The organism is Streptomyces sp. NPDC026246 (assembly GCF_055567995.1).
On record NZ_JBVHPJ010000001.1, the window covers coordinates 136,619 to 152,968 of the forward strand.

Sequence of the window (16,350 nt, forward strand, 5' to 3'; positions counted from 1 at the left end):
TTACTCCTCCCTCGCCGGAACTGCTTGCGCCGAACGAGGCGAGTTCTTCGAAACGAAGCCGTTCGGCCCGCAGGCCACATCCACACGTGAGCCGCTGATGACGGGCACCGATTGGGGCGCAAGCCCACCCACGCCCGGCGGGGCGGTGTCGGTCACAGCCGGTCGTTGATGCTGCGACCAGCCCTTGGCGGAGGCCTCCTGGGGTCAGAAGCCGAACACCCGCGAGTCGGCCCGAGCGGGCCCGCACCGCACGCCGCCTATGCAGCCATCGTGATGTTGGGTGACGAGCCGTGTGGCCGGGTGAGGGCATCGGCTTCGGCCGCCCGAAGAGGGCTTGGGGGCCGAGAGGCTCGGCTGAGAAGCCCTTGCCATACCGATCACGGAGTCCGTCGATCGAACGGGAGTCCCGATCGGTTGATCGCGGGCCCTGCCCGGCAGGAGAGCAGGGCTTGGCGGTACGGGCAGAATCTGGGGGAGCGAACGGCCGCGCGCTGCTAGGGTCGGGCGCCGTGAGCTGGCTTCCCGATGACTTCGTCCACCCCGTCCTGGTACCGCTGCCGGGCGGTGGTCATCACCTGCGGCCGATCCGGGAGGCGGACACCCCGCTCGACTATCCGGCTGTGATGGGTTCGCGCGAGCGGCTGTGGACCATCTTCGGCCCGGCCTGGGGCTGGCCCGCGGTCACCATGACCTACGAGGCCGACCAGGCCGACCTGTTGCGGCACGAGAAGGAGATCGCCGCACACCAGTCTTTCAACTACGCGCTGTTCGACGCGGCGGAGACGGCTCTGCTCGGCTGCGTCTACATCGACCCGCCGGAGAGGGCCGGCGCCGACGGCGAGATCTCCTGGTGGGTGGTGGACGAGCTGGTGGGCAGCAAGGTCGAGCAAGCCCTCGACACGCTGGTGCCGCAGTGGATCGCCGCCGACTGGCCGTTCGAGCAGCCACGCTTCCTCGGCCGCGAGATCTCCTGGTCGGACTGGCTCGCCCTGCCGGAACATCCCGACGCGTAAGCAGCTGCTGTCGTCATGCTCTTGTGAGCAGGGACGAGGTCTGACCGCGTCCGGTATGCAGTGCGATGTCGGAATGACGCAGGCTATGCGCCCATCGAGTACGCCGCCTCACCCGAACGGCCCACCCCACCACCCCGGGCGCCGGAATACCGGACGACAATGAGGTGCTCTGATCTTCACGGTGCACAGGAGCGCGGTGAGGAGGCTGGTCACCCATGACGGCAGTCCGGTCCGACCCGGTGGTGCGTACCCCCGGAGGGGCCCTGCGAGGCCGGTTCGAGCGCGGAGTCGCGGTGTTCCGCGGCATCCCGTACGCGGCGGCGCCCGTCGGCCCCCTCCGCTTCCGGTCCCCGGCCCCCGCCCCGCCGTGGCAGGGCGTCCGCGACGCCGGCGCCTTCGGCCCCACCGCGCCGAAACCGCCGTACTCCGACGCCTTCGCCCAGTACCTGTCCGACCCGGCGATCCCCGGCGACGACTGCCTCAACCTCAACGTGTGGACGCCCGACCCGGCCCCCGGAGCGCGCCTGCCCGTCCTCGTCTGGCTGCATGGCGGTGCCCTGACCCGGGGCTCCTCCGCGGTGCCCGTCTACGACGGCCACGCCTTCGCCCGGGACGGCGTCGTCTTCGTGTCCGTCAACTACCGCCTCGGCGTCGAGGGCTACGGACTCTTCCCCGACGCGCCCCCGAACCCCGGCCTGCGCGACCAGATCGCCGCCCTGACCTGGGTGCACGAGACCATAGAGGCCTTCGGCGGCGACCCCGGCCGCATCACCCTGTCCGGCCAGTCCGCCGGCGCCATCAGCGTCGGCGCCCTTCTCGCCGCCCCGCAGACCCAGGGCCTGGTCCGTCGGGCGATCCTGCAGAGCGGGCCCCCCGAGGTGTCCGACCGTGCCAAGGTCCGGCGGATGGTGCGCCGGATGGCCACCCGGCTGAAGATCCCGGCCACTGCCGCGGCGTTCGCCGCCGTCGACCGCGACCTGCTGCTGCGCACCCAGGCCGAGGTGGGCCGGCTCAGCAGCCCCGTCCTCGGCGGCCCCGCCTTCGGTCTCGTCGTCGACGGCGACGTCGTCCCGCGCGACCCCCTGGAAGCGCTCCTCGACGGCGCCGCACCGGGTGTCGAGCTCCTGATGGGCTGGACCCGTGACGAGTACCGGCTCTGGCTGGTCCCGGGCGGCCTGCTCGACCGCGTCGACCGGCTCGGCACGGTCGCCCTCGCCGGTGCCATGGCCCGCTGCCACTGCGGCAGCGAGGTGCCTCGTGGCTACCGGGCCCTGCACCCGGGCGCGGGGGCGGCGGAGATCGTCGGCCAGCTCGTCACCGACCACCTGCTGCGCATCCCCCTGCACCACCTGGCCGACGCGCGCACGGACCCCTCGTACGTCTACGAGTTCGCCTGGCCCTCGTCCCTGCCCGGGCTCGGCGCGTGCCACGCCCTGGAACTCGGCTTCGTCTTCGACACCGGGGACGCCCCCGAGTCCCGGAAACTGGCGGGTGACGACGCGCCGCAGGAACTGGCCGACGCGATGCACGGGGCGTGGGTGCGGTTCGCCGCGCAGGGCGACCCGGGGTGGGAGCGCTGGAACGCCGCGCATCCGGTGCGGGTGTTCGGGGACCGCGCACCGGAGGCGGGCGACTGCCTGGCCTACACCGCGCACGGCCCGCGCGATCGCGAGCTGGCGCTGTGGGCGCGCGACGCCGTCACGCCCCCCGAAGGACCTCCGGCCGTGCCGGAGACCGCCGACGTCTCACCCGCGCGCCGTGCCGAACTGCGGGCGGTCGTCGGGCGGTTGCGCCGGACCGGGGCGCTGCGGCGCCACGGCTGACCCGGCCGCCTCATCGGTGAGGTGCACGCCGTAGACCGTGGAACTGCGGCGGACCGTCATGCCCAGGCGTGCGTACAGCGGCAGGGCGCCCGCCGCCGAGTGGGTCCACAGGACGCAGGAGCGCTCGCCGCGCCGGTGGATCGCGCGGAACGACTCCCGGAGCAGCACGCGCGCGAGGCCGCGGCCCCGGTGGTCCTGCCGGACGGCGACCCGGTCGATGTACCCCTCGCCGGAGCCGGGCACGTCCAGCGCCAGCACCACCCCGACCAACCGCCCGCCGGCGTGCGCCACGCGGGACAGGGCCGGGGCGAAGTCCGTGCGGTCCACGGTGAGCCGGGCCCACTCGGCGTACGGTTTGCGCCGCTTCTGCCACGCGGCGAAGGCGTCCTCGGTGAGCCGGTGCGCCGCCCGCTCGTCACCGGGCCGGAACGGCCGTACGGTGATGCCCGCCGGCGCCTCGGGCACCTCGGGTTCGGTGGGCAGCGCGATCTGCAGCAGCCACTCGGTGACGAAGGGCGCGTACCCGCGGGAGCGCAGCAGCCGGGCCGCCGCCGTGTCGGCGTCGGGCAGCGACTGCACCAGGCGGGCCCCGCCCGAGGCGCGGGCCCGGGCCTCGGCCCAGGAGAGCAGGGCGCTGCCGAGTCCCCGCCCGCGGTGGCCGGGGTGCACGTCGACGCCACTGCGGTGCCCGCCGTGCACCCACCCCCAGCCGGCCGGTGCCCCCGTCGCGTCCCGCACGAGCAGGGTGTCGCGCAGCGGGTCCGGACCGGACCGGGCCGGATCCGTGGGGAGGCTGCCGGCCCCGGTGGTGGTGGGGCCGTACAGGGCGCGCTCGCAGCCGGCGACCAGGGCGTGGATCGCGGCGGCGTCACCCGCGGTCGCCGGCCGGCCCCGGTAGCCGGCGGGCAGATGCAGGGAAGCGGGTGGCCCCGAGGGCGGAAGATCGGACACGTACCGCATCCTGCGCCGCCCGCGCCGCCCTGTCGACCAGGCGCCGGCCCACCCTCCTGGACGGCCCTCCCGGTCGGCTCTCCCGGTCCGCTCTCCCGGTCGGCTCTCCCGGTCCGCTCTCCCGGTCTGCCCTCCCGGTCCGCCGCACCGGTCCGCCGCACCGGTCCGCTCTCCCGGTCGCCGCACCGGTCCGCTCTCCCGGTCCGCCGCACCGGTCCGTTTCCCCGGTCCGCTCTCCCGGCCCGCCCTGTCCGGTGGGCCGGGACGAGCCTGCGGCACGCAGGCGTGCGCATGCGCGAGAGCGCCGTGGAAGCCCACGTCAGCCGCCCCGGCCGGTGCGGAGCCCGGTCAGGCCGGCCCCCTCACCGCCTCCGCGATCCCCGCGATCGCCTGCGGGCCCACTCGGCAGCAGCCGCCGATCAGGCGGGCTCCCGCCCGCTGCCAGGACCGCACCCGGTCCGGGGTGAACGTGGCACGGCCGGTCCAGGCGCGGGCCCCGGCATCCCAGGTCTCGCCGCTGTTGGGGTAGACGACGACCGGCTTGCCGGTGACCCGGGCCGCGGTCGCGGCGGCGGCCTCCACGTCCTGCGGCGCGCAGCAGTTCACGCCCACCGCGATCACTTCCTCCGCGTCCGCGGCCAGGGCGAAGGCCCGCTCCAGCGGCTGCCCGGCCCGGGTGCGTCCGCCCGCGACGGAGTACGTCAGCCAGGCGGGCACCCCGAGGCCGCGCACCGCCCGCAGCAGGGCCGCGGCCTCGTCCGTGTCCGGGACGGTCTCCAGCGCCAGCACGTCCGGGCCCGCCGCGGCCAGGACCTCCAGGCGCGGGCGGTGGAAGCGCTCCAGCTCGTCGACCGTGAGGCCGTACCGGCCCCGGTACTCGGAGCCGTCGGCCAGCATCGCCCCGTACGGGCCGGCCGAGGCCGCCACCCACAGCGGGCGGGGGACGCCCGCCCGCCGGGCCGCCTCCCGGGCCGACTGCACGCTCAGCGCCATGAACCCGGCCGCCCGGTCACGACCGATCCGGCGCCGGGCGAAGCCCTCGAACGTCGCCTGGTAGCTGGAGGTGATCGCCACGTCCGCGCCCGCCCGGAAGTAGGCCAGGTGCGCCTCGGTGACCGCCTCGGGGCGCTCGGCGAGCAGCCGGGCCGACCACAGCTCGTCGCCCAGGTCGTGCCCGGCCGACTCCAGCTGGTTGGACATGCCGCCGTCGAGCACCACCGTCCCGTCGGCGAGGGCTTCGGCCAGGGTGGGGGAGACGGTCATGCGGACGACGGTAGTCCACCGAGGGGAGGCGGGGACACGGCGGAGGCGGCGGCATAGCATCGGGGGATGCCCGAGGTCGCTGCCGCACACGCCGAAGTACGCGAGGTCCTGGGAGTCCCCGCCGACCGGGCGGTGTTCACACCGCTCGCCCGGCGCGACGGCGTCGGGGCCGCGGTGTGGCGGGTCACCGGAGGCGAGCGCTCGGCGCTGCTGAAGGTGCTGAGCCGGACGCGGGAGACGGGCGTCGCCTGGTCCGCGGCGAACGACCCCCGGCACCGGCACTTCTGGCGCCGCGAGGCCTGGCTGCACCGCTCCGGCCTCGCCCGCGTCTGGCAGCCGTACGGCATCCGGGCGCCGCGGCTGCTGGAGTGCGTCGAACGCCCGGACGGCGACGTCGCGTTGTGGCTGGAGGACGTCCGCGGGGAGCCCGCGACGGCCTGGTCCGCGGCCCGGCACGCCGACCACGCCCACCGTCTCGGGGCGGCCCAGGGAGCGGTGGGTGCGGGGGAGGACGCCCCCTGGCTGTCGCGGCGCTGCCTGCGGGACCACATGTCGGACCCGACGGCCGGCGGGGCACTGCTCGACGACGAGGCGTGGCGGCATCCCCTCGTCCGGGAGCACGTCACGCCCGGTCTGCGCGAGGACATGGTCCGTCTCCGGCAGGACCGTGGGTGGTTCCTCACCGTCATGGAGTCGCTTCCCCGCGTGTTCTCCCACCTCGACCACCGGCCGGCGCACCTGGCCGGGGACGGGACCGGCGCGAGCGTCCTGCTGGACTGGTCCTTCGCCGGCGACGGCGCCCTGGGCGAGGATCTCGGCACCTACCTCCCGGAGTGCGTCCTCGGCCGGAGCCTGCCCGCCGCCGAACTCCCGGCTCTGGCCAAGACGGCGTACGACGCCTACCTGCACGGTCTGCGCACCGGCGGCTGGCGGGGCGACGAACACCTCGTCCGGCTCGGCGTGTGCGCGTCCGTGGTGCGGTACGAGGGGCTCGCCGCGGCCCTGTTGAGGCCGGCGAACGCCACGCGGGCGGGTGACGGCGGCCCCGGCCCGGTCGCGGCCCGCCCAGGCCACCGTGAACTGAGCCCGGTCCTCGCGTACGTGGCCGAACAGGCGGCCGAGGCCCGCATCCTGGCGCCGCAGCTCGGGTTCCCCCGGGCCCCCAGCGGCCGCTGACCCCACGCAACCCGATGTCCTCGTCCACGACGCCCGGCAGTACCAGGAGATCGAGGGCGACCCGCTGAACGGCCTCAACCGCCACGCCCGCGTCCAGCGGCTCGGCTGGAAGGCGGACGGCACACCGGCGTCGGCGTCCCCGTCGCCGACACGACCACGGCGGACGGCTGAGCGGACACGCCTTGCGCTGCCGTCAACTGCGCTGCCGTCAACTGCGTTGGCGGCAAAGGGAGTAGGGCTTCGCAACAGGGGAACCCGGGCCGGTGGATCGAGCCCCTGGGGCGCCCCGACCGGAACCGGGGCGCCCCAGGCCCTGCCGCCCCCGCATGCCGCGGCCCGCGTACGGGCCGGCCGGACTCCGGACGTCAGGCGCGGGGCCAGTTGCCGAGCAGGACGTGCAGGGCGTCGATCGCGCGGTCCCAGGAGGTCTGGACGTCCCGGGGCGCGCCGAAGGCCCCGCTGGACTCCAGGGCGCAGTAGCCGTGGAAGGTGCTGCGCAGCAGGCGTACGGCGTCGGTGAGGTCGGGCTCCTGCAGGCCGTAAGCGCGGAGCATGCCGTAGGTGACGTCGGCCGTGCGGCGCATCGCGGGGGAGTCGGCGACGAGTTCGGGGTCGAGGGCGATCTGGGTGGCCGCGTAGCGCCCGGGGTGGTGCAGGGCGTACGCGCGGTAGGCGGCGGCGAAGGCGCCGAGGGTGTCGCGGCCGGGCTCGCGTCCCTCGACGGCCGCCGCGATGCCGTCGATCATCTCGCCGCCGGCCAGGAGCGCCACGCGCGTGCGCAGGTCCTTGAGGCTCCGCACGTGGGTGTAGAGGCTGGCGTCCCGCACGCCGAAGCGGCGGGCCAGCGCGGAGAGGGTGACGTGCTCGAAGCCCGCCTCGTCGGCGAGGTCGGCTGCGGCCGCGACGAGGCGGTCGGGGGTGAGGCCGGCTCTGGGCATGGGCGTGTCGGGGTGACCTCTCGGGGGCGGTCCTCGGCGGCTGCGGGCGCAGCCGGGGGACGAGCGTAGTACGCGGCCCCCGGCCGGTGCGCCGGCCGCCGGGGGCCGTGAAGGTCCTCGCGTCGGACGTGGCCGTAGCGGCGGGCAGCGTGCGGTGGGCGTCGGTCGTGTGCGGGCGGGCAGTCGCACCCGGGCGCCGCATGCGCCGTCACGGCGACGGGGCGACGGGGCGGGGCGCGGCTCCGGGGAGACGTGACGCATCGGTGGCGCTTCTGCCCCGCGGTTGCCCCACCCCTTCCAGCCCCCGGCCGACCGGGCGTGGTCAGGGTCGGCAACGGCGCGGCGCAAGGCCAGGGGGGTGGTGACCTTCGACAAGGGGTTCGGAAAGGGGCTTGACGAAGTCGGGACGGAGGTACGAAGGAGGTCAGGCGGAGGGCAGACGGATGTCAGACGCAGGTCAGGCGGATGTCAGACGCAGGTCAGGCGGAGGTCGCGGTCAGCTCGCCGGCGGGTCGCACCGGGTCCGCCGGTCCCCGAGTGCCGGCCGCGGGCCGGACGATCCGCGGCCGGGGTGCGGCGCGGTCTGTGTCCCGCTCCGCGTCCGACTCCGGGCCGGCGAACAGGGCGCGGGCGCCCGTCAGGGTGAGCAGCCGCTCGACCGCGGGGCTGCTGGAGCGGACGGTCACCGTCTTGCCCCGTCCCCGGGCACGCTCGCGCAGGACCTGCAGCACGTACAGCCCGGCGCAGTCGATGAACCCGACGGCCTCCAGCCGCAGGTCGACACCGCTGCCGGAGAGGTCGAGCGCGTCGGTCAGCTCGGGCAGGAGCCGGTGGGCGCCCAGGTCCAGCTCGCCGCGCAGGGTCACCGTCGTCCGGTCGCCGTCCACGGTGACGGCCAGGTCCGCCGCGCAGGCGGGAAGGGCCGCCCGCGCAGCGGCGTCCGCCGCCTCCGCGGTGGCCGGCCGGGTGTGGGGCCGCACGGCGTACGCAGGTTCCGGCATGGCCTCGTTCTCCCTTCCGCTCGCCTCGCCTCCGCTGACAGGGTGCCCCGCCGAGCCACACACGTCAACTGATACATGAAACAGAGTGCGTGTTTTTGAGTGCGTGAATGTTCGGTCGCTAGAGTGGGGGCATGGATGGAGTGCCCGAGCCTCACACCGGATGGACGTTCCTCACCAATCACGCGCGTGTGCTGGCGGCCATCGCCGACAACCACAGCGCCCGCATCCGGGACATAGCGGCCCATTGCCGGCTCACCGAGCGGGCCGTGCAGAAGATCATCGCCGACCTGGAACAGGACGGATACCTCTCCCACACCCGGGAGGGGCGCACCAACACGTACCGGATCGACCCCGCCAAGACGCTGCGCCACCCGGCCGAGGCGGGCCTGGGCGTGACCGTGGCCTCGCTGCTGTCCCTGCTGGTCCAGGACGAGGCCGACCGCGGCACGGCCCCGGCCACCGGCGACCGCCCGCACGCCACCGCCTGAGCCGGAGCCTCACCGCCGGCCTCCTCCGGACCGCAGGCCCTACCCCTCGGCGAGCACCTCCCGTACGAAGGCGTTGGCGAACGTCCCCCGGGGGTCCAGCTCGTGGGCCAGGGCCCGGAAGTCGGCCATCCGCGGGTACAGCCCGCTCAGGGCGGACGCGGGAAGGGTGAACACCTTCCCCCAGTGCGGCCGCGCCGCGAAGGGGGCCAGCGCCTCCTCCACGCGCCGCACCACCGGCAGCACCGCCGGGGTGTCGGCGACCCAGGTGAAGTGGACCGCGACGGTGTCCCGGCCGTGGGAAGGGCTCAGCCACTGGTCGTCTCCGGCGACCGTGCGCACCTCGCAGGTCTGCAGCACCGGGGCCACGTCCCCCCGGATCGCGTCGAGCGCGTGCAGCATCTCCACGGCGTGCCCGCGCGGCAGCAGGTACTCCGACTGCAGCTCCGCCCCGCTGCTCGGCATGAACTCGGCCCGGAAGTGCGGCAGTCGCTCGTGCCACGGCCCCGGTGTACCGAACTGCTCGGTGCAGTTGACCGCCGGCATGCCCGGCACCGGGTGCATCTTCGCGGCGGCGGGCGCGGCCCACGGGAACGCGGGCAGCGGCTGGTCCGTGCGCCGCTTGAGCCACACCTGTCGGAAGCCCGGCTCCCGCCAGTCGGTGAAGAGGCTGACGCTGTACCCCGTCGCCATGACCGTCTCGAAAGTGCCCGAGTCCATGCCTCGGAAGGGCAGTTCGGTGAAGACGTGCTGCTCCACCTCGTAGGCCGGCTCCAGGTCCAGGGTGAGCGCGGTGACGACCCCCAGCGCCCCCAGCGAGGTGACGGCGCCGCCGAAGCGCTCCTCGTCCCGGCCCATGGTCACCACCGAGCCGTCGGCGGTGACCAGCTCCACCTCCCGCACGGGCGCCGAGAGCGGGCCGTTGAGCACGCCCGAGCCGTGGGTGCCGGTGGCGACCGACCCGGCCACGGAGATGTGCGGCAGGGACGCCATGTTGGGCAGGGCGAGCCCGTGCCCGTGCACACGACGGGCCAGTTCGGCGTAGCGCACGCCGCCGCCGACGCGGACGGTGCGGGCCGCGGTGTCGACGTCCACCTCCGGCGGCAGGGCGGCGAGCGACAGCAGCACGCCCTCGGCGCCCGGCTCGGCGATCAGGTTGAACGAGTGCCCGCTGCCCAGCACCCGCACCCGGTCGCTGCCCGCGACCAGCGCCCGCAGCGCGTCGAGCGATCCCGGCCGGTGCAGCTCCTTGGCCGCGTAGGTGATGTTGCCCGCCCAGTTGGTCACGGTCCCGTTCATCGCGTCGTCCTTCCCCGAGGCAGCAGGGGGCCGGGAAGCCCCCGCCGGAACCTACCCCGGCCGCGGATCCGATTGCCGCCGCCCCCGGCCGGCCCTACCGTGGTCACCTCGCAGGAAGCGGTTTCCGTCCCGGCTGCGGAAGGCCGCGGACGCGACGTCCCCGAGCCGGAAGGTCAGGTCCGTGCACCAGCGCGCCCAGGCACTGTTCGCCATGACGGCGGAGAACGTGCCACTGCTCTTCCCGCCCGAGGTGCTGGCACGGCTGCGCGGGGCCCTCGACATCGACCCGGCCCTCGTCGCGCGGGACTTCGCCGGGGCACGGGTGCGGGAGACGCTGGCGCGGACCGAGATCCTGGTCACCGGCTGGGGCTGCCCCCCGCTCGACGGGGCGGTCCTCGCCGCGGCGCCCCGGCTGCGCGCGGTGCTGCACGCCGCCGGCTCGGTGAAGTCCCTGGTCACCCCCGGCCTGCGCGAGCGCGGCATCACTGTCTCCACGGCCGCCGCCGCCAACGCGCTGCCCGTGGCCGAGTACACCCTGGCGATGATCCTGCTCGCCGGGAAGGACGTGCTCGCCGCCCGCGAGCGCCTTCGGGCGGAGCGTCCCCCCTCGGGCCGGGGCGTCGTACCCGGCATCGGCAACCACGGCCGCCGTGTCGGAGTCATCGGCGCCTCGCGCATCGGCCGCCGCGTCCTGGAGCTGCTGCGCCCCTTCGACCTGCGGCCGGCCCTGACCGACCCCTACGTCGGCGAGGAGGAGGCCGCCGCGCTCGGCGTGCCCCTGCTGTCCCTGGACGAGCTGCTGCGCACGTCCCCCATCGTCACCGTGCACGCCCCGGCGACCCCCGAGACCCACCGCATGCTCGGCCGCCGCGAGCTGGACCTGATGCCCGACGGGGCGGTCCTGATCAACACCGCGCGCGGCGCGCTGGTCGACCACGACGCCCTGGCGGCGCACGTGCGCGCCGGACGCCTGACCGCGGTCCTCGACGTCACCGACCCCGAGCCGCTCCCCGCCGACTCACCCCTCTACGACCTGCCCGGGGCCTTCGTCACCCCGCACCTCGCCGGCTCCCAGGGCAACGAGCTGGCCCGGCTCGGCCTGGCGGTCACCGAGGAGGCCGAACGGCTGGCGGCCGGGGAGCAGCCGGCGTACGCGGTCGACTGGGCGACACTGGAACGCGAAGCCTGACGCAGCCCCTCACGCGAAACGGACGAACAGGGCATCCTCCCGGCTCGGGGGGACCCGGTACCGGGCCCGCGCACCGAGGGGCATACCGTGAGGAGTCGTACGTCCGCACCGGGAGGAGAGACGGGATGGGCAGCCGAACCGCGCTGGTCGAGGATCTGATGGAGCGGTTCCCGCACGTGCCGCGGGAAGCCGTTTTCAAGGAGGACCTGCTGCGCGGCGGTGTCGCCTTCGACCCCTCCGCGCTCAGCGACAACGAGGGCGGCGAGGTCAAGCCGAAGTCGTACTTCATCTTCTCGTTCGACCACGGCACCCTGCCCGAGCTGGGCGAGGCCGCGCTGCGCCGCCCACCCGAGGAGATCATCCTCACCGGCGGCCCGTACGACCTGCGCCGCACGGTCGTCTCGGTGCGCGTGAACCCCGCCTCGCCCTACCGCGTCGCCGCGAACGAGGACGGCGTGCTCGGCCTCTACCTCGACGGCAAGCGCATCTCCGACGTCGGCGTGCCGCCGATGCCCGAGTACTACCGGCACACCCTCGCCAACGGGAAGTCGGTCATGGAGGTCGCCCCGACCATCCAGTGGGGCTACCTGATCTACCTGACCGCGTTCCGCGTGTGCCAGTACTTCGGCGCCAAGGAGGAGTGCCAGTACTGCGACATCAACCACAACTGGCGCCAGCACAAGGCGGCGGGCCGCCCGTACACGGGCGTGAAGGACGTCGACGAAGTCCTCGAGGCGCTGGAGATCATCAACAAGTACGACACCGGGAAGGTGTCCACCGCGTACACGCTCACCGGCGGAGCGATCACGTCGAAGGTCCAGGGCCTGGACGAGGCGGACTTCTACGGGCGCTACGCCAAGGCCATCGAGGAGCACTTCCCCGGTCGCTGGATCGGCAAGGTCGTCGCCCAGGCACTGCCCAAGGACGACGTCCAGCGCTTCAAGGACTACGGCGTGCAGATCTACCACCCCAACTACGAGGTGTGGGACGAGTACCTGTTCAAGATGTACTGCCCCGGCAAGGAGCGCTACGTCGGCCGCGACGAGTGGCACAAGCGCATCCTGGACTCGGCGGAGATCTTCGGCGCGCGCAACGTCATCCCCAACTTCGTGGCCGGAGTGGAGATGGCCGAGCCCTTCGGCTTCAAGACGGTCGACGAGGCCATCGCCTCCACCACCGAGGGCCTGCGCTTCTTCATGTCGCACGGCATCACGCCCCGCTTCACCACCTGGTGCCCCGAGCCGACGACCCCGCTCGGCAAGGCCAACCCGCAGGGGGCGCCGCTGGAGTACCACATCCGGCTGCTCCAGGCGTACCGGCAGACCATGGAGGACTTCGGGCTCTCCTCGCCCCCCGGCTACGGCCCGCCCGGCGCCGGCAACGCGGTCTTCTCGGTGAGCTCCTTCATGGACAGCCTCCCGGCGGACGAACCCACCGCCGTTTCATAACACTTCGATGACGCCGCCCCTCCGGGCGGAGCGGCGGTGAGTCAACAGGGCGGACGCGCACGTACGGCACCTTCGATGGGGAGCCGTGGGGGCGCGGCCGCCCTGTTCTCACATCTGAACAGGGCGCTTGTCAGTTGTGCGGGACGCGTGAAAAGCTCGGGCCCCGCCGCGAGGATTCCCCCAACTCCTCTGCCGACGTGGTGAGTTGATCCCGCTTGTGGATGCAGGAGACACATGCCCGACCTGCCGACCCCTCAGGACGCGACCGAGGCCGCGCTGTTCTCCGAGTGCTGGGACGCGGTCCTCGCCTACGCCGACCTGTGCACGTCCGGCTCCACCGCCGCCGCACAGCTGGCCCGGGAGGCGTTCGCGCTCGGCATCCGCGAGGCCCGGGAAGCAGAAGCCGGACCGGCCCGCGGCACCGGCCGCCGCCACGCCCGGCTGCCCCGCATCCCCCTGCTGCTGACCGCCGTCCGCACCACCGCCGCCGCCTGGGAGGACGCCGGGCAGGGCCACAAGCTCGACCCCGACCTGCGGCTGTGGCTGAACTCCGACAAGGCGGCCCGCTACACCGGACCGCCCCTGCAACGCCCGCTCGCCCTGCGCGCCCTGCGCGACCTGCAGCAGGCGGACGCCGAACTGCTGTGGCTCGCCGAGGCCGAGGCGCTCCCGCTGCCCACGGCCGCCCGCCGCCTCAACCTCGACCCGGCCTCGGCCACCGAGGAACTCCAGCAGGTGCGCACCCTCTTCCGGGACCGCTGCCACCGCAACCACCTCGACACCCCGATGGACGCCCGCTGCCGCAGCTACGCCCGGCTGCTGGACGCCGTCACCCGCTCCGCCGCCACCGAGGCCCCCGGCGACCTCTCCCGGCACCTGGCCACCTGCGTGCAGTGCGCGGAGGCAGCCGCCTGCCTGCGCCTGCACGGCGGGGGACTGCCCGGGGCACTGGCCGGCGGGGTGATCGGCTGGGGCGGCCTCGCCTACCTGGAGCGCCGCCGCCGCGCGGCCGAGGTGCGGCTCGGGGCCGGCCGCCCCACTCCGCCGGACACCGACCCGCAGGACGGGGCGCAGAAGGCGCGGGTCGCGCGCAACGGGCTGCTCGTCGCCGCCGTCCTGGTGTCCGCCCTCGCGCTCGGGGTGACGCTGATGCCGTTCGGCGGCTCCGGCGACGACCTCACCGCCCGGGGCGACGCTGGCCGCGAGCCGGTGGCGGACCCCCGTCCGTCCCTGCCCTCCGCCCCCTCGCTGCCGCCCGCGACCGACCGGCCGTCCGGCCGGGCCACCGAGCGCCCGCGCGAGCCGGCGACGCCCCGCTCGTCGAAGGGCCGCGACCGGCACACCGGGCCGCAGGGCACCGCCTCGCCCACCGAGCGCGACGAGCCCCGGCCCGAGCGCAGCGCCGCCCCCGCCTGCCGGGTGGAGTACGACCTGGTCAACCAGTGGCCCGACGGCTTCCAGGCCACCGTCACCGTCACCAGCAGCCGGCCCCTGGACACCTGGCGGGTCTCCTGGTCCTTCCGCGACGGCCAGCAGGTCGGCCAGATGTGGGACGCCTCCGTCTCCCAGGCCGGGGCCCGCGTCACCGCCACCGCCGCCGACTACAACCGGTCCGTGCCCGCGGGCGGCGAAGTGAGCTTCGGCTTCCTCGCCTCCTGGACCGGCACCAACTCCCCGCCGTACGGCTTCGAAGTCAACGGGCACGCCTGCGCGAAGGACGGCTGACGCACCAGGCTCCCTCAGGCCGCCAACGGCACCTGATCGCCCTCTTCCGCGCCCCGGTACCGCGCCCAGATCTGGTTCAGCTCATGCTGGTAGTAGAGCGGGAACAGCACGGCCACGATGTACAGGACGATGCCGATCCATGGGTTGCAGCTCCGCTCCATGCCGGCCGACTGCTGCATGCGGGCCACGCGCAGGCCGGTGTTGTAGATCGACACGAAGGGGGGAACGATCACCAGCCAGCCGACGGTGACGGCCACGACCGCCATCGCCGGATTGACCTCGATCCGAGCATCGAAATCCCGGGCTTCGCGATTCACCTTGTAGTACCAGACCAGGTGGTAGATGCCCAGCGTGATCAGCGGCCAGACCAGCCACACGAGAAAGATGTTGCGGGTCTTGCCTGCGCGACCTGACATGCTGCACCTCCCGTCCTTCCAGTGCACCACGCCCGGCGGCCACTGGCGCGTCGCGCACGACGGGCGGCGAGAAGGCGCCGTCGGACGGGCGCGCGAGGGCGTCTGGGGCGGTCGCGCGAGGGCGTCTCGGACGGTCGCGCCGTGGTGGCATTAATTCCGTGGCGCCCGAGGGGCGCACGCCTCTAAGGTGAGGGCGAATCGCGCGGCGGCCCGTGGCTGCCGACGTCGGCTGTGTGACGAGCAGGAGGTGTGATCGATGGCTGTCTCTGAGATGGGCGCTGCCCGCATCCGGAAGTTCATCAAGTCCAGCTCCGTGGCCTCCGGCTGACCTCTTCTCTCTCCGCGCCTGTGAGCGCGGTGCCGGGGCCACCCCTGTGAAGGGCCACCCCTTGTCTCTCTCTTCTCTCCCGGGTTCGTCGTCGTCCACCTCGCATCCGCTCGAGCCGTATGGCTGGGACGCCGGCTGGGAGGCCGCATTCGCCCCGTACGAGGCCGAGGGCCTGCTCGCCGGGCGGGTCGTGCGGGTCGACCGCGGGCAGTGCGACGTCGTCACCGCCGGCGGCATGCTGCGCGCCGACACCGCCTTCGTCACGCCGCACGACCCCCTGCGGGTCGTGTGCACCGGTGACTGGGTCGCCGTCGAACCCGGCGGCAACCCGCGCTACGTCCGCACATTCCTGGAGCGGCGCACCGCGTTCGTCCGCTCCACCTCGTCCAAGCGGTCCGAGGGCCAGATCCTCGCGGCCAACGTCGACCACGCCATCGTCGCCGTGTCCCTCGCGGTCGAACTCGACCTCGGCCGCATCGAGCGCTTCCTCGCGCTCGCCTGGGAATCCGGGGCCCAGCCCGTCGTCGTCCTCACCAAGGCCGACCTCGTGCCCGACCCCGTCACGCTGTCCCACCTCGTGCAGGACGTCGAGACTAGCGCGCCCGGCGTGCCCGTGGTGCCCGTCAGCGCCCTGGACGGGGCAGGGCTCGACGTCGTCGCCGCCCTGGTCGGCGGCGGCACGTCCGTGCTGCTCGGCCAGTCCGGCGCCGGCAAGTCCACCCTCGCCAACGCCCTGCTCGGCGCCGACGTCATGGCCGTCCAGGCCACCCGCGACGTCGACGGCAAGGGCCGGCACACCACCACCACCCGCAACCTGCTCGTCATGCCCGGCGGCGGCGTCCTCATCGACACCCCCGGACTGCGGGGCGTCGGCCTCTGGGACGCCGGGAACGGGGTCGGGCAGGTCTTCTCCGAGATCGAGGAACTGGCCCAGCGGTGCCGCTTCCACGACTGCGCCCACGAGGCGGAGCCGGGCTGCGCGGTGCTGGCCGCCGTGGAGGACGGCGATCTGCCCGAACGGCGCCTGCACAGCTACCGCAAGCTGCTGCGGGAGAACCAGCGCATCGTCGCCAAGACCGATGCCCGGCTGCGGGCCGAGATCCGCAAGGACTGGAAGCGGAAGGGGGCGATGGGCAAGGCGGCCATGGAGGCCAAGCGCGGCCCGCACTGGCGCGGCTGACCAGCCCGGCCGGCGCCTCAGCGACCCGGCCGGTGGCCCACCACGCCACCGGCCGGGCAGACCACGGCCGGCGGGACTGCACGGCCGGGCGAGCCACCGGCTCGGTGGGCCGTCA

At 74.3% G+C, this 16,350-nt stretch carries 14 protein-coding genes; 8 read left to right on the forward strand and 6 right to left on the reverse strand.

Annotated features, from left to right (window positions below; all coding sequences use genetic code 11):
• Positions 1-509: 509 nt before the first annotated feature.
• Both ACZ4M5_RS00590 and ACZ4M5_RS00595 read left to right on the forward strand, forming a co-directional pair.
• Positions 510-1,013 (forward strand): GNAT family N-acetyltransferase, encoded by a 504-nt coding sequence (locus ACZ4M5_RS00590; protein ID WP_467731570.1) that lies wholly within the window; start codon positions 510-512, stop codon positions 1,011-1,013.
• Positions 1,014-1,228: 215 nt separating this feature from the next.
• A complete protein-coding gene (locus tag ACZ4M5_RS00595) occupies positions 1,229-2,836 on the forward strand; it encodes a carboxylesterase/lipase family protein (RefSeq protein ID WP_467731572.1) in 1,608 nt (535 codons plus the stop codon).
• On the opposite strand, the gene ACZ4M5_RS00600 is transcribed toward ACZ4M5_RS00595, so the two are convergent.
• Together ACZ4M5_RS00600 and mmuM are read right to left on the reverse strand one after the other, a co-directional pair.
• Entirely contained in the window at positions 2,759-3,796 is a 1,038-nt protein-coding gene (locus tag ACZ4M5_RS00600) for a GNAT family N-acetyltransferase (protein WP_467731574.1), read from the reverse strand. The genes ACZ4M5_RS00595 and ACZ4M5_RS00600 overlap by 78 nt on opposite strands.
• 339 nt (positions 3,797-4,135) lie before the next feature.
• Positions 4,136-5,050: a homocysteine S-methyltransferase gene (gene mmuM / locus ACZ4M5_RS00605; RefSeq protein WP_467731576.1), complete on the reverse strand. Its 915-nt coding sequence runs from the start codon at positions 5,048-5,050 to the stop codon at positions 4,136-4,138.
• Between the two features lie 66 nt (positions 5,051-5,116).
• Between mmuM and ACZ4M5_RS00610 the strand changes: the two genes are divergently transcribed.
• On the forward strand, positions 5,117-6,226 hold the full coding sequence (locus ACZ4M5_RS00610; RefSeq protein WP_467731578.1) for an aminoglycoside phosphotransferase: 1,110 nt from the start codon (positions 5,117-5,119) through the stop codon (positions 6,224-6,226).
• A 365-nt stretch (positions 6,227-6,591) separates the two neighbouring features.
• On the opposite strand, the gene ACZ4M5_RS00615 is transcribed toward ACZ4M5_RS00610, so the two are convergent.
• The gene (locus ACZ4M5_RS00615) at positions 6,592-7,164 is read right to left on the reverse strand and encodes a TetR/AcrR family transcriptional regulator (RefSeq protein ID WP_467731580.1); all 573 of its coding nucleotides are present in this window, start codon (positions 7,162-7,164) and stop codon (positions 6,592-6,594) included.
• A 479-nt stretch (positions 7,165-7,643) separates the two neighbouring features.
• Complete coding sequence (locus ACZ4M5_RS00620) at positions 7,644-8,165, reverse strand: STAS domain-containing protein (protein WP_467731582.1); 522 nt, start codon at positions 8,163-8,165, stop codon at positions 7,644-7,646.
• A gap of 131 nt (positions 8,166-8,296) precedes the next feature.
• Here ACZ4M5_RS00620 and ACZ4M5_RS00625 point away from each other — a divergent pair, with 131 nt between their 5' ends.
• The gene (locus tag ACZ4M5_RS00625; protein ID WP_467731584.1) at positions 8,297-8,653 is read left to right on the forward strand and encodes a helix-turn-helix transcriptional regulator; all 357 of its coding nucleotides are present in this window, start codon (positions 8,297-8,299) and stop codon (positions 8,651-8,653) included.
• Between the two features lie 39 nt (positions 8,654-8,692).
• Here the strand turns inward: ACZ4M5_RS00625 and ACZ4M5_RS00630 are convergent, their stop codons facing one another.
• Entirely contained in the window at positions 8,693-9,949 is a 1,257-nt protein-coding gene (locus ACZ4M5_RS00630) for a D-arabinono-1,4-lactone oxidase (RefSeq protein WP_467731586.1), read from the reverse strand.
• 181 nt (positions 9,950-10,130) lie between these two features.
• Between ACZ4M5_RS00630 and ACZ4M5_RS00635 the strand changes: the two genes are divergently transcribed.
• The 3 genes from ACZ4M5_RS00635 (at position 10,131) to ACZ4M5_RS00645 (ending at position 14,311) form a co-directional block, all read left to right on the forward strand.
• Positions 10,131-11,138: a hydroxyacid dehydrogenase gene (locus ACZ4M5_RS00635; RefSeq protein ID WP_467731588.1), complete on the forward strand. Its 1,008-nt coding sequence runs from the start codon at positions 10,131-10,133 to the stop codon at positions 11,136-11,138.
• A 125-nt stretch (positions 11,139-11,263) separates the two neighbouring features.
• Positions 11,264-12,586, forward strand: a complete 1,323-nt coding sequence (locus tag ACZ4M5_RS00640) for a radical SAM protein (RefSeq protein WP_467731590.1) — start codon at positions 11,264-11,266, stop codon at positions 12,584-12,586.
• Between the two features lie 234 nt (positions 12,587-12,820).
• Entirely contained in the window at positions 12,821-14,311 is a 1,491-nt protein-coding gene (locus ACZ4M5_RS00645; protein WP_467731592.1) for a cellulose binding domain-containing protein, read from the forward strand.
• 14 nt (positions 14,312-14,325) lie between these two features.
• Here the strand turns inward: ACZ4M5_RS00645 and ACZ4M5_RS00650 are convergent, their stop codons facing one another.
• On the reverse strand, positions 14,326-14,727 hold the full coding sequence (locus ACZ4M5_RS00650) for a DUF4234 domain-containing protein (RefSeq protein ID WP_467731594.1): 402 nt from the start codon (positions 14,725-14,727) through the stop codon (positions 14,326-14,328).
• A 389-nt stretch (positions 14,728-15,116) separates the two neighbouring features.
• Between ACZ4M5_RS00650 and rsgA the strand changes: the two genes are divergently transcribed.
• The gene (gene rsgA, locus ACZ4M5_RS00655) at positions 15,117-16,235 is read left to right on the forward strand and encodes a ribosome small subunit-dependent GTPase A (RefSeq protein WP_467731596.1); all 1,119 of its coding nucleotides are present in this window, start codon (positions 15,117-15,119) and stop codon (positions 16,233-16,235) included.
• The last annotated feature ends 115 nt before the right edge of the window (positions 16,236-16,350 follow it).